Origin of the sequence: Microbacterium sp. (assembly GCF_036277215.1) — a bacterium.
Classification (GTDB): Bacteria; Actinomycetota; Actinomycetes; order Actinomycetales; family Microbacteriaceae; genus Microbacterium.
In genome coordinates this window covers 20,203-32,711 of record NZ_DASUNI010000344.1, presented here as the reverse complement: position 1 = coordinate 32,711, position 12,509 = coordinate 20,203, and the positions used below count along the sequence as shown (strand labels likewise).

The 12,509-nt window shown below is 69.9% G+C and carries 12 protein-coding genes; 3 read left to right on the top strand and 9 right to left on the bottom strand.

The genetic code is table 11. From position 1 onward, the window contains the following. Window positions 1–45: 45 nt before the first annotated feature. Entirely contained in the window at window positions 46–942 is an 897-nt protein-coding gene (locus VFX99_RS16635) for an amidohydrolase family protein (protein ID WP_329667404.1), read from the bottom strand. Window positions 943–1,069: 127 nt separating this feature from the next. Between VFX99_RS16635 and VFX99_RS16630 the strand changes: the two genes are divergently transcribed. Continuing rightward, window positions 1,070–1,738 (top strand): GntR family transcriptional regulator, encoded by a 669-nt coding sequence (locus tag VFX99_RS16630; RefSeq protein WP_329667403.1) that lies wholly within the window; start codon window positions 1,070–1,072, stop codon window positions 1,736–1,738. A 40-nt stretch (window positions 1,739–1,778) separates the two neighbouring features. Here the strand turns inward: VFX99_RS16630 and VFX99_RS16625 are convergent, their stop codons facing one another. The 8 genes from VFX99_RS16625 to VFX99_RS16590 form a co-directional block, all read right to left on the bottom strand. After that, window positions 1,779–3,299: a GMC family oxidoreductase gene (locus tag VFX99_RS16625; RefSeq protein WP_329667402.1), complete on the bottom strand. Its 1,521-nt coding sequence runs from the start codon at window positions 3,297–3,299 to the stop codon at window positions 1,779–1,781. Next, window positions 3,299–4,315 carry an aldo/keto reductase gene (locus VFX99_RS16620; RefSeq protein ID WP_329667401.1) on the bottom strand — a complete coding sequence of 339 codons (1,017 nt, stop codon included), beginning with the start codon at window positions 4,313–4,315 and terminating at the stop codon, window positions 3,299–3,301. The genes VFX99_RS16625 and VFX99_RS16620 overlap by 1 nt, the downstream gene beginning before the upstream one ends. Continuing rightward, window positions 4,312–5,346, bottom strand: a complete 1,035-nt coding sequence (locus VFX99_RS16615; RefSeq protein WP_329667400.1) for an aldo/keto reductase — start codon at window positions 5,344–5,346, stop codon at window positions 4,312–4,314. Before VFX99_RS16615 ends, VFX99_RS16620 begins: the two co-directional genes overlap by 4 nt. 9 nt (window positions 5,347–5,355) lie before the next feature. Next, on the bottom strand, window positions 5,356–6,087 hold the full coding sequence (locus tag VFX99_RS16610; protein ID WP_329667399.1) for a cupin domain-containing protein: 732 nt from the start codon (window positions 6,085–6,087) through the stop codon (window positions 5,356–5,358). A gap of 19 nt (window positions 6,088–6,106) precedes the next feature. After that, a complete protein-coding gene (locus VFX99_RS16605; RefSeq protein WP_329667398.1) occupies window positions 6,107–6,982 on the bottom strand; it encodes a phosphoenolpyruvate hydrolase family protein in 876 nt (291 codons plus the stop codon). A 28-nt stretch (window positions 6,983–7,010) separates the two neighbouring features. Beyond that, window positions 7,011–7,832 (bottom strand): phosphoenolpyruvate hydrolase family protein, encoded by an 822-nt coding sequence (locus VFX99_RS16600; RefSeq protein WP_329667397.1) that lies wholly within the window; start codon window positions 7,830–7,832, stop codon window positions 7,011–7,013. A 1-nt stretch (window position 7,833) separates the two neighbouring features. Next, window positions 7,834–9,063 (bottom strand): Tm-1-like ATP-binding domain-containing protein, encoded by a 1,230-nt coding sequence (locus VFX99_RS16595; protein ID WP_329667396.1) that lies wholly within the window; start codon window positions 9,061–9,063, stop codon window positions 7,834–7,836. A 141-nt stretch (window positions 9,064–9,204) separates the two neighbouring features. Beyond that, a complete protein-coding gene (locus VFX99_RS16590; RefSeq protein WP_329667395.1) occupies window positions 9,205–9,870 on the bottom strand; it encodes a GntR family transcriptional regulator in 666 nt (221 codons plus the stop codon). Between the two features lie 171 nt (window positions 9,871–10,041). On the opposite strand from VFX99_RS16590, the gene VFX99_RS16585 reads away from it, so the two are divergent. Next, window positions 10,042–10,755, top strand: a complete 714-nt coding sequence (locus VFX99_RS16585; protein ID WP_329667394.1) for a cupin domain-containing protein — start codon at window positions 10,042–10,044, stop codon at window positions 10,753–10,755. Window positions 10,756–10,849: 94 nt separating this feature from the next. Then, entirely contained in the window at window positions 10,850–12,442 is a 1,593-nt protein-coding gene (locus VFX99_RS16580; protein ID WP_329667393.1) for an ABC transporter substrate-binding protein, read from the top strand. Window positions 12,443–12,509 lie beyond the last annotated feature (67 nt).

Genomic DNA, 12,509 nt, shown 5'->3' with positions numbered 1-12,509 from the left:
GCGCATGCGCGCCCGGGGCTCTCTCGTCGCGTAGGGGAGCGACGGTCAGCGCGGCCATTCCAGCACCCGGCGCACGGTGCCGCCGAGCACCGCGGCGCGGTCGGCCTCACTGAGGACGCCATCGTCGCGGATGTACCCGAACGACTCCGCCCACGAGCTCCATTCCAGATCGAGCGTCCAGTCGCTCGCCCACATGACCCGGTCGGCGCCGAACGCGTCCACGACGCTCCGCAGCGCCCGGGCGACGTCGGAGAACGGGTACGGCTCCTCGCTCAGGCGCGTCGCATGCCCCCACTTGACGTGCACGTTCGCCAGCTCCGCCAGCCGGCACACTTCGGCGAACTGCGCGAACCGGTCGGGGCGGTGCGCACGGGATCCGGGCATCGCGACGCCGAGGTGGTCGACGATGACCGGCAACGCCGGATGAGCGGCTGCGACCTCGCGGATCGCGTCGAGCCGGCCGGCGATGCCGATGCCGTTGACCTGGATGAACACCGGCACGCGGGCATCCTGCGCAAGCTCGAAGTACCGGTCGTAGCGACCCCCGACCAGCTCGGCGGCGAAGGCGTCGACGGCTTCGTCGTTCTCGCGACGCTCGCCGGCGCTCGGCGGAAACGGCACGAAGGGAAGGATGCGCAGAGCGAGTCGTCCCGGTTCGGTGCGCAGCTCGCCGATCACACGATCCAGCTCGGGATCGTCCGGCTGCGCTCGCGTGAGGTAGGCGAAGCGATCGGGGTGCCGCGCCACGGCCAGTTCGCCGATCGGGCTGATGTGCCGCACCGACCCGCCCGGCAATGGGGACGACGGCAGGGGTCGTCCACGATCGTCGAAGCCCCAGAACTCGTCGATCACCAGGGCGTCGACGCCGGCGGCATCCATCGCCACCAGCCCTGCCTCGAGCCCGATCATGTTCAGATGCACCTGCGCATCGACGATCTCCATGCACCACGACCCTTCACGCCACGCGCCACGCCCCGGCGCCCGAAGCCACCTGCGCCTGCCGCACTACACTGACACCACGTAGACGCCGTCCGGATCGCCGGAGCCGCCGCAGAGGAGCCCGCCGAGGATGACCAGCCTGGCCGAAGTGCCGCAGCCCAAGGCTGAGCTCGTCGACCTGATCGCGCACGACATCAGGGAAGGCGTCTACCACCCTCGCGAGCGTCTGATCGAGGTCGAGCTGTGCGCCCGATACCGCACGTCGCGCAACGCGGTGCGAGGGGCGCTGATCGAACTCGCAGCCCTCGGCCTCGTCGAACGCGAGGCCAATCGCGGCGCCCGGGTGCGTCCCGTCTCGATCGACGAGGCGATCGAGTCGACCGAGGTGCGCCTCTCGCTGCAGGCGATGTGCGCGGGCCGCGCGGCGACGCGCGTGACCGATGCCGACCGCGCCGAGCTGACCGCGTTGCTGGAAGAGTTGCGCTCCTCGGTCGAGGACGGTGACCGTGCGCGCACCGCAGCGGCGAACTCGGAGATCTCGCGCGTCATCCGCCGCATCAGCGGTCACCAGACCGCCTCCCGCATCATCGAGACGCTGCAGAGCCAGGTGCGGATCAACTGGTACCCGTACCAGCTGCCGGATCGTCGGGTGGACTCCATGCACGAGTACGAACGGGTCGTTGAGGCCGTGATCGCCGGCGACGAGGCCGGAGCGCTCGAGGCGGCGTACCGGCATCGCGACAACGTCCTCGATGCGCTCCGCGGCATCCGCGACGCGACCGCGGCGAGCGTGGATTGACCGCACGCCGTCCGGTGCGCGGACCGGGAGGGGCACGATCTCACCGTCCCAGGACGAAGTCGGCCGCACGCTCGCCGATCATCACCGCCGTGAGGTAGGTGTTCGCGCGCGGGACGATCGGGCAGACCGACAGGTCGGCGACCGTGAGGCCGTCGACTCCGAGGACCCGGAGCCGAGGGTCGACCACCGTCGTGTCGTGGTCCGAGTCACCCATCCGCGCACCGCCTGTGAGGTGGGAGGTGTCGCGGGCGGAGGCGCGCAGCCACGCGTCGACATCGGCGTCGCTCCAGTCGGGATCGACGACGTCGCCGTTGCGATCGCGCACCGAGCTGGTGTGCGGAGCCAGCATCCGCACAGAGGAGCGCACCGCGTGGCGCGCCAGTGCCCGGTCGCCCCCGTCGGCGAGCAGGTTCATCCGGATGTCCGCTGCCGCACGCGGGTCGCGTGACACGATCCGCGAGCTGCCCCGGCTGAGGCAGTACGCAAGTTTGACCCCGAATGCCACTTCGGCGGCGTCGGCCGTTGCGGGATTCGCGGCGACGACGAGCAGGTCGCCGGAGCGCGAGTGCGGCAGGCCCGAGCTGTAGCGCAGCGTCGCGTTGCCGCGGGCTCCGTTCGCGGCCGGCTCAGCACCGTCGTGCGCGATCTGCAGCCAGAACCCCACATGATCCTGGATGCCCTCGCCCACGGGCAGGTCGGATACGACCGGGATGCCGAGTGCCTCGAGCATGCCGGCGGGCCCGATACCCGAGCGCTGCAGGATCGCAGGGGTCGCGGCCGCTCCGCCGGCGAGGATGATGTGATCGCCCTCCGTGAGGTGGACCGCACCGGCGCGGTCGACGGTCTCGACGCCGAGGGCGCGCGATCCGCGCAGTACGACCCGGGACGCCGTGACGTCCGCCTCGACGGTGATGCGTCCCTCGCCGCGCCAGGGCTCGACATAGCCGTCGTACGCGGTGACCCGGACGCCGAGGTGGATGTTGCTGGCCGTGCGCGAGACGCCGAGGGCCCCGGGCCGGTGGTAGTCGGGCTCCCATGCGTGACCGGCCGCGAACGCCGCATCTGCCAGGAGCCGGTCGCCGGAGCCCCACTCGGACTGCTGCCGGCGCACCACGGGCACCGGCCCGCCCCTGCCGTGGAACGGCTGCGAGCCGTAGTCGACATCGTTCTCCAGGCGGCGGAACACCGGCAGCACGTCGCTCCAGCCCCAGCCTGCGCAGCCGCCCGCCTCCCACTCGTCGAACTCGTCCGTGGGCGGCCGTACCGTGACCAGTCCGTTCAGCGACGACGTGCCGCCCACGCCCCACCCCCGCAGGTACGGGTCCATCGGGCCGTCCTCGAATCGCCGCGCGACGACGCCGGGGTAGGCGAACGAGCTCGGGGCCCGGCCGTCGACCCGCCACGCGAACACGTCGTCGCGCGGGCGGCGGATCTCGTCGGGACAGGATTCGCTGCGCCAGTCCGGACCTGCCTCGAGCAGCGTGACGGACGCGCCGCCCTCGGCGAGGCGTCCCGCCACCGCGCAGCCGGCCGAACCGGCGCCCACGACGACGACGTGCACTAGAGCCCCAGCTTGGCCTTCAGGTCGGCGGGCATGCGCTCCATCGGGAACGGCCACACGTACTCGGGCCCGCCCAGCAGGTGCTGGTCGACCCGGCCCGCTTCGGCGATGCCCTGCAGCGTCTCGGGATCGATGTCCGCGTCCTGGACGGCGACGTCCTGGCGCAGCTCCGCGATGTTCTTGACGCCGATCACCACCACGTCGATGAGCGGTTCGGCCAGCGCATAGGCCATCGCCGCCTCCGGCAGCGCGAGGCCCGACGCCTCGGCGGCATCCTCCATTCGGGCGACGGCGGCGACGACCTCGGGCTGAGCGCCCCAGAAGCTGTAGAGCGGGTCGTCCACGCCGCGCACGCCCGTGCCCAGGATGTTGCCGGTGAACGGCGACGTGAGGATCGTCCCGATGTTCTTCTCCCGCGCCTTCTCGAGCAGCCCGGAGCTTTTCGCCGAGTCGTTCAGGAGCGTATAGAGCCGCGGGAACTGGATCACGTCGAACTCGTCCGACTCGACCGCGGACAGCAGCGGCGCGAGCGTGCCGGTCGCGATGCCGACGCTGCCGACCAGACCCTCGTCCTGCAGTCGGCGCAGCTCGGGCAGGGCGCCGCCGTGCGCGTAGATGACCTCGAGGTCGGCGTCGCCGCGCGGGTCGTGGAGCATGAACAGCGGGATGGACTCGATTGCGAACGCGTCGAGGCTCCGTTCGACGGAATCGCGGATCTGCGCGCCGCTGAAGCCTTTGCCGTGCCCGAACTTCGTCGAGACGATCAGGTCGTCGGGGACGTTGTCGAGCGAACGAAGCGCCTTTCCGAGCGCCTCTTCGTTGGCGTACACCTCCGCCGAGTCGAGAAGCGTGATGCCGAGCGAGAACGCCTCGCGCAGCATCCCGGTCACCGCCTCCTCGCCGAGCACGTGCACGGCGGGGTGCGAGCCGTTGGGGTTCTCCAGCCCCCACGCGCCGAGGCCGATGCGCGAGGTGGTCAGACCGGTGCGGCCCAGGGTCGTCGTGTGCGCAGTCACTTGTGTCCCGCGTTCTTCGACACGACGTCCTTGAGCTCGTCGGGCACGCGATCGAGCGGGAAGGGCCACACGAAGTCAGGGCCGCCCATCAGGCTCTCGTCCACGGCGCCGGCGTCGGCGATCGACTCGAGGTCGTCGCGCGAGACGCCGGTGAACAGCGACTCGACGTTCTCCTCGACTTCACCCGGCGTGCGCACGCCGATGACGGCGACGTCGATCAGCGGCTCGGTGGCGACGTAGGCCACCGCCGCCTGCGCGATCGTGATGCCGAGCTCGTCGGCGCGGTCCTGCATGCGTCCGACCGCCTCGATCACCTCGGGTTGCGCCGGCCAGTACGCGTACAGCGGCTTGTCGACTCCGCGCACCCCGGTCGCCAGGATGTTGCCGGTGAACGGCGCGGCCAGCTGGGTGCCGATGCCTTTGGCCCGGGCCTTCTCGAGCAGTCCGGATGTCTTCGCTGCGCGGTTCACCAGCGTGTACAGGCGCGGGAACTGGATGACGTCGAACTCGTCGGAGTCCACCGCGGCGTGCAGCGGCTGCATGGTGCCGGTGGCGACGCCGATCGCGCCGACGAGACCCTCGCTCTGCAGGGCGCGCAGGCCCTCCAGCGCTCCGCCGGCACCGAAGACCTCGGCCATGTCCTCCTCGCCGCGCGGGTCGTGGAGCATCATGAGCGGGATGGTCTCCAGCTCGAGCGAGGCCAGCGACTGCTCGACCGCGCGACGCACACCGTCGGCGGTGAAGGGCTTGCCGTGGCCGTACTTGGTCGCGATGAGCAGGTCGTCGGGCTTGTTGCGCACCTCCTTGAGAAGGCGGCCGAGACGGTCCTCGTTCTCGTACATGTCGGCCGAGTCGAGGTAGGTGATGCCGGCGTCGAAGGCGGCCTCGAGCACCGTGATGATCGTCTCGTCGTCGCCGATGGTCGCGGCGGCGGCCGCCTTGCCGATGCCCCACGTGCCCAGCGACAGCTGCGAGGTGGTGATTCCGGAGCGGCCGATGGTGACCCTGGGTACTGAATGCGTGGTGGTCATGGGCTTCTCTCAGTCGGGGACGACGACGTCGCCGATGGAGCGCGCGCGCAGGTCGGCCCAGATCGACTCGGGAACCTCCCGGCCGACCGTGGGCTCGCCCTGGTTCTTGTGGTTGAGGTGTCCGTCGCGTTTGGCGTCCTCGAGCGGCATGGCCATGACGATCCCGTTCATCGTCTCCTCCGGCGCCAGTGCTCCGTGCGGGATGCCCTTGCCTGCGGCGAGGAGGTCGCCGGGGCCGACCGGGATGCGCATGCCGGCGTAGTCGAGGGTGAAGTGCCCGCGGAAGATCACCCAGTACTCGTCGCCGTCGTGGTAGTGGTAGTCGCACGGATTCTCGGGTCGGAACATGCAGATCTCGTTGCGCACCGTGTGGTCCCAGCGGCCCATCACGCGCACGAGCTCGGCCATCGACTGGCCGCTGTTGGTGATCGTGGCCCCGGATGCCGGGATGTCGAAGTAGTCCCGCTTGTGCAGCGTCACCCGGCCGGCGTCGGTCTCGACCTGCACCTGACCGCTGACCACCGTGATGCGGTCCTTCGGGGTGGTCGGGTCGATCCGCAGGGTCGAGGCGAGCGGGCGGTCCTGGTAGTAGCCCCAATAGGCGACGTGGCCGTTCTCGTCGGCGGTGACCTTGTGGTTGTTGGTCACCATCGTGCGACCGAGGTGGATGAACTCGAAGTCCTCGATCTCGACCCAGGGCAGGTTGGCGGCCTTGAGGGTCTCGCGGTTGAAGATGGGCATAGCTGTGGTTCCTTCCGGCTCAGACGTATTGCGCGTGGTTGCGCAGAAGCGGGCTCTTGAACATCTCGATCTCAGCCGTGACGTACTGCTCGACGGGGATCCGCTCGATCGCGGACTCGCCGAGGACGCCCTGCACGTCGCTGTTGGCGTACAGGTACTCGGTGGTGGCGGGGTGGTTGAACGGGCCGCCGTGCGCGATGACCAGCACGTCCGGGTTCTGCGCCCGCGCCGACTCCAGGACCGCCTGCACGTGCTCGGTGGCTGCGGGAACGGAGAGGCTGCTCTCGGCGTCGGCGCGCGGGCCCACCATCCCACCCTGGGTGAGACCGCAGCGGGCGACGATGAGGTCTGCTCCCGCGCCGGCCAGCTCGCCGGCGAACGTGACGTCGTACGCCTGGCCCACCGTGAACACGTCGCGCTCGCCGGCGAGCGCGAGCAGCTCGAGCTCTCGGTTCGAGCCCATCCCGACGTCGTTGCGTGCTCGGCCCCACGTGCCGGTGTAGGCCAGCGCCGTCGGGAAGTTCGTGATGCCGTTGATGCCGCGGGCGATGTAGTCGTCGACGACCGGCGCCAACCGCCGGCGCTGGCCGTCCGTCGCGTCGATTCCCGCGATGACGGGCGTGGAGTCCACGACATTGTCGATCTCGGGGAACATCGCGAGGGTCATGTCGATCGGGTTGCCGATGTAGATGGAGGTCGGCACTCCGAGATTGCGCGAGCGGCTGTTGGCGTGGACGAAGATCAGGTCGGCTCCGCCGATCTCGGCGCACTTCGCGATGATGCCCACACCTGCCCCGGCCGCGACGATGGGCTCCTTACGACCGAGGGTCGCGTTCAGCCGCGCGACGATCTCCGCGCGGGTGAAGACGCGGGCGGCCACTCCTGCACTGCTCATTCGGGGGTTCCTCTCGGGCGACGCGGGCTCAGGCCACGCGCGGTGCATAGGACTTGAACTGGTGGACGGTCTCGACGACGGCGCGCTCGACGGGGATGCGCTCGGCGCTCGATGCTCCGAGGAACCCCTGCGCGTCCGTGGTGTCGTAGAGGTACTGCAGGTCCTCGGGGCTCGACAGCGGTCCGCCGTGGGCGAGGCAGATGATGTCGGGGTTCTCCGAGCGGGCGAGCTCGATGAGCTTCTGGACGTGCTCGCAGCTCTGCTCGAGGGTCATCGCCGACTTCCCCGCACCCGCGAGGCCGCCGGTGGTCCATCCCGCGTGCGGGACCACGACGTCGGCGCCGGCGGCGGCGAGGCCCTGCGTCTGCGCGGCGGTGTAGCCGTAGCAGATCGTGAAGTAGTCCTTCTCACGCGCCTTGCGGACCATGTCGAAATCCAGCTGCAGGCCGAGCCCGACGTCGTTGCGGTCGGGCTGGGCGAACGAGGTGGGGAAGTTGATGAGCCCGTCGTAGCCGGTCGCCTGGTAGTCGCTGACGAGACGATCGACGTCGTTCCAGTACGTCGGGTCCTGCGCCTCCGCGCCGCCGACGATCGGGGTGTCGCGGACCACGTTCGCGATCTCGCGGTACATGCCGAGCGTGGTCGGGTTGGCGTGGTTGAGCAGGTGGTTGGTCGCGAGCCCCATCAGGCGGGTACGACCGGTGTTGTAGACGATGATGATGTCGGCACCGCCGGCCGCCGCCGACTTCGCGATCAGTCCCGAGCTGCTGCCGGCACCTACGATCGGCTTGCCGTCCGCCAGCTGGGCGCGCAGCCGCTCGAGGATCTGGGTCCTGGTGAATCGGGCCATGTCATTCCTTCTCTGTCACGGGCTGGGGCGACGCGGGAAGCATCGCGAGCAGGGTCGCAGCCGCCTCGCGGGCGAAAGCCGGATCGTTGATGTGGAGGGGGCTGGTGCGGAGCGGGATGTCGGGGCGCAGCGCGTCGCGCAGGCCCGAGGTGAACGCGGCGTCGGCGTCGGCGTCCGCGAACGCGCCGCCGGCGATGTCGAGCGAGGAGAACCCGCCCTCGGGGATCAGCACCGCGGCCGGTCCGGTCGCGGAGGCGAGCTTCGCGGCGACGAACGAGGCGGCTCGTGCGCTGTCGTCAGCGTTCGCGCGGACCAGCGGGACGGTCGGCAGGTGCCAGTGATGGGCGCGATCGGCGAATTCCGCGGGGATGGGCGGCAGCACGTTGATGACGTCCAGCGCGCCGGGCACGACGACCTGCGGGATGCCGGCTGCCGCCGCAGCCTCGAGACGGTTCGGGCCCGCATCGCAGAGCCCGCCCGTGAGGTTCTGGGTGATCTCGGTGGTCGTCCAGTCCAGAACGCCCGCGAACCGGCCGTCCGCGATGAGCCGCTCCATCGTGCGACCGCCCGCGCCCGTCGCGTGGAACACCACGACGTCGTAGCCGGCGTCTTCGAGCGTTGCGCGAGCGACGTCGCCGCCGGCGGTGGTGACGCCGAACATGGTCATCGCGATCGTCGGGCGTGGTGCGACCGCGGCGCGGGGACCGACCGGGGCGACCATGCCCGCAACGGCCGCGGCCGCATTGCGCAGCACGGTCGTGAGCAGCCCGTTGAGACCGGCGACGTCGACCACGCTGGGGATGAGGACGATGTCGTTCTCGCCCGAAGACTTCACGACCGTGGTCACGACGAACTTGGGAAGCCCGAAGGGGAGGGGCTCGAGAGCGCGCTGCGACATCCAGCCGCCGGTGCCGCCGCCGATGCCGATGACGCCCGCGATCGAGCCCGCCGCGACGAGCTCGCCGAGCACGGCGGCCGCGGCATCCGATGTGGTCTCCATCGCGGTGGTGCGATCGTCGCCCGACGCGTCGGTCGCGCCGCGCGAGGCGAGCTCGGCCCGGGTGATCGAGGCGTCGGACGGCGATGCGCCGGTGAGGGCGATGTCCACGAGCAGGGGCCGGATGCCGCGCGCGGAGAGCTCATCGGCCAGGAATCGCGCCTCGGGCCCCTTGGTGTCGAGCGTGGCCAGGACGGCCACCCGGGGGGCGTCGGTCGGCGCGGTGTCGCTCATGGGGCGAGAACTCCATCGTTCGCAGGCGGGTGGACCGGCCGCGGTGATTCCCGACGACCTCAGTCCTCACGCTAGAACCCGCATCGGACCTTTGTCAACCGGATTGTCAACAACTTTGTCCGCTTTCGGAATCAGCGAGTCCTACGGCGTCGGGTGGGGCTGCGACTGAGAGCGGCGGAACTCCTGCAGCATCGCGACGATCCGATCGAGATGGTTGCGCATCGCGGTGGAGGCTTGGTCTCGGTCGCCGGCCAGGATGGCGTCGCCGATCTCGAAGTGGTCGTGCGAGGAGTCCGAGAACGCCCCGGTCTGGAATGCGACGGGAAAATGGCGCTGAAGGTTGTGATTGCGGATGGACGCGAGCTGACGGCGCGCCCCCTCGTGGCGGGAGAGCGCGATGACGCTCTCATGGAAGGCGATGCTCGCCTGGCGATAACTGTGCACGTCGCCGCTCTCCGCGGCGAATCTCATCGCGTCGAGGCCCGCCCGCATGCGCTCCCGCTCCTCGTCCGTCGCCTTCTCGGCGGCGTCGCGCGCGCACAGCGCTTCCAGCTCGCGCCGTACCTCGGCCAGCTCGATGCCCTCGTCGATCGAGAGGCTCCGGACGCTCGCACCGCGGTTCGGCGAGCGCTCCACCAGCCCTTCCGTGGCGAGCTGCACGAGCGCGCTGCGGACGGTTGCGCGGGCGAACCCGTAGCGCGCGACGAGCTCGCTCTCGACGAGCCGCTCGCGCGGGTGGTACTCGCCGCGCGCCAGATCGGAGCGCAGCCGGTCAGCGAGCAGCTGCGTCTGATCCAGGCTGTCCACGTGCGCCCCCCTGCGTCGCCGAACGAGAGTCGGCGTTCGGCTCATAGTGTAGCCACGCCCGAGCCATTGTGCGGACAGGATTGTTGACAATGTGGTTGACGCGATGGTCGACCCCGTCTTATGCTCCGATGGACGGATTCGGACTCGACCGACTCCCGACCATCGAGGAGGATGCCGGTGCCGCTGTACGCCACTCGCGAAGAGCTGAAGAACCGTCCCGCAAGCGAAGCATGGGTCGACATCGACGACGTGGAGTTCTTCACACTCGGAAACGCGGACCGCGTCGCCGAAGGCGAGGAGCCCGTACCGAGCGAATGGCCCGATCCGGTCTCCGACCCCGAGGCGAGCCTGCACACCACGCACAACATCCCGGTCGCGCGGCGCGTGGTGCCCACCACCCCCAAAGAGCGGCTCATCGTGGTCGCCGGCGAGGCCGTCGTCGAATCCGAGTGGGGCCGCGTGACCCTCAAGAAGATGCAGTGGGTCGATGTCCCGCCCAGCGGCGCGGTGGTGCGCAACAACCTCAATCCCGGCCCCGAGGGGCACCGGGGACAGGTCGAGATCGCGCGCGTCGCCGGCCATTGGAGCGAGGCCATCCGCACCGCGATCTTCACGTTCGGCCCGGGGCGGCCCTGCGACTACCACTACCACGACGGCGACGAGTACTGGTTCGTCTTCCGCGGCCACTTCACCCTCAAGTACCGCGGTGAGGACATCGAGGTCCGGCCCGGCGCGATCCTCGCCGCAGGTATGGGCGAGGAGCACGGCGTGGTGGATCCGTCAGAGACCTTCGAGGGCATCGGCTTCGCCACACAGCTCGAGGGCGAGGGGCGCGACGGACACCTCTGGCGCACCGTACACGGCGACCCCGTCGAGACCCGCTGAGACGCAGCGCGCAGCATCCCGTTCCCGATCACAACTTCACACCCTGCACCGACGACGCGGAGCCCGCGTCACCCACACGAAAGTGAGCACGTCAATGAAGATGTCCCGATTCCGGCTCTCCGCTCTCGCGGTCGCCGCAGCCGCAGCGCTCACGCTGTCGGCCTGCAGCGGCGACGGCGGCGGGGGCACCGCATCACCCAGCGCCACCGTTCCGAGTGCAGAGACCCCTGCCGAGGGCGGCGAGCTCACGATCCTCGTCGCGGGAGCGATGAGCACATGGGATCCCGGCTCGTCCACCGGCAGTTTCCCGGGCGTGCAGTGGGACCGTCTGTACGCGGTCTACGGTGCGCTCCTCACCGTGAACACCGACGGTGAGATCGAACCCGGCCTCGCCGAGAGCCTGACCACGGAGGACGGCGGCGACACCTGGACGCTGACGCTGCGGGAGGGTCTGACCTTCACCGACGGCGAGGCGCTGGACGCGCAGGCGGTCAAGGACAACTGGGATCGCTTCGCCGATCCGGCCAACAACCTGGGCGCCGTCCGCGTCGCCTCGACCTTCGCGACGACCGTCGTGGACGAGACCACGCTGGAGATCGCCTCGAACGAGACGAACCCGGTGCTCGACATCCAGATCGCCGACTCGATCGCCTTCATCGGCTCGCCGGCGTCCTTCCCGGCGGCGGGTACGCCGCTGACCGAACCCATCGGCGCGGGCCCGTTCACACTCGAGCAGTGGGACCCCGCGGTCGGCGAGACCTTCGCCAAGAACCCGGACTACTGGGACGAGGGCAAGCCGTATCTCGACACGCTGACCTTCCAGCTGGTCGCCGACCCCGCTCAGCGCGTGACCTCGGTCGTCCAGGGCGATGCGCAGATCATGAACGGCTACCCGTTCCAGTGGATCGCCGATGCCGACAACCCGTCGGTCGGAGTGTTCCCGGTCGCATCCGGAGGAATCCGCCACTTCGTCTTCAACACGACCTCCGACCTGTTCAGCGACGTGCGCGCCCGTCAGGCCGTGCAGCTGGCTGTGAACCCGACCGAGCTCGTGCAGACGCTGACGCAGGACCCGGCGGCCGAGGGCAGCACCGCGCTGTTCCCCGACACCTCGCCCTACTACGACGCCGACCTGGCACTGCCCGAGCAGAACGTGGAGGACGCTCAGGCGCTGGTCGACGAGATCACCGGCGAAGGCACCGATTTCACGATCGACCTGCTCATCGCGGGCGTGCCGGAGCTCGTCCGTGCCGGTGAGCTGTTCCAGCTGACGCTGCAGGAGCTCGACGGCGTGACGGTCAACCTCACGCAGATCCCGATCCCGGAGTGGCGCGCCGCCGCATACGACAAGGACGACTTCGACGTCACCTTCTATCCCGGCGTGTTCGACCTCAACAGCCCGCAGGTCGGCTTCGGCAACCTGTTCGGCGTGGGTGGTCTCGACAACTTCGCGAACTTCGACGACGCTGACATGACATCGGCGATCAGCGACGCGCAGGAGGCCACGACCGACGAGGACCGGATCGCGGCGCTGCAGAAGGTGCAGGAGGTCTACGTGGACCAGGTGCCCATCGTGGTCTTCGGCATCGACTACCGCTCGTTCCTGCACGGCGCCGACGTGGTCGGGCTGCAGTCCATGGGCCGCGGTGCGCTGTACACCGACCGGATCGGGTACGAGGCCGAGTAGCAGAAGTCGAAGGGACCGGTGCCGGCGCTCGCTGCGGTGGGCACGGCACCGGTCCTCCACCCCCCTC

Coding starts and splice junctions, on each gene's coding strand:
- VFX99_RS16630 (WP_329667403.1), top strand. CDS start 1,070: ATGACCAGCCTGGCCGAAGTGCCGCAGCCCAAGGCTGAGCTCGTCGAC.
- VFX99_RS16635 (WP_329667404.1), bottom strand. CDS start 942: ATGGAGATCGTCGATGCGCAGGTGCATCTGAACATGATCGGGCTCGAG.
- VFX99_RS16595 (WP_329667396.1), bottom strand. CDS start 9,063: ATGAGCGACACCGCGCCGACCGACGCCCCCCGGGTGGCCGTCCTGGCC.
- VFX99_RS16585 (WP_329667394.1), top strand. CDS start 10,042: ATGCCGGTGCCGCTGTACGCCACTCGCGAAGAGCTGAAGAACCGTCCC.
- VFX99_RS16610 (WP_329667399.1), bottom strand. CDS start 6,087: ATGCCCATCTTCAACCGCGAGACCCTCAAGGCCGCCAACCTGCCCTGG.
- VFX99_RS16605 (WP_329667398.1), bottom strand. CDS start 6,982: ATGAGCAGTGCAGGAGTGGCCGCCCGCGTCTTCACCCGCGCGGAGATC.
- VFX99_RS16615 (WP_329667400.1), bottom strand. CDS start 5,346: ATGACCACCACGCATTCAGTACCCAGGGTCACCATCGGCCGCTCCGGA.
- VFX99_RS16580 (WP_329667393.1), top strand. CDS start 10,850: ATGAAGATGTCCCGATTCCGGCTCTCCGCTCTCGCGGTCGCCGCAGCC.
- VFX99_RS16600 (WP_329667397.1), bottom strand. CDS start 7,832: ATGGCCCGATTCACCAGGACCCAGATCCTCGAGCGGCTGCGCGCCCAG.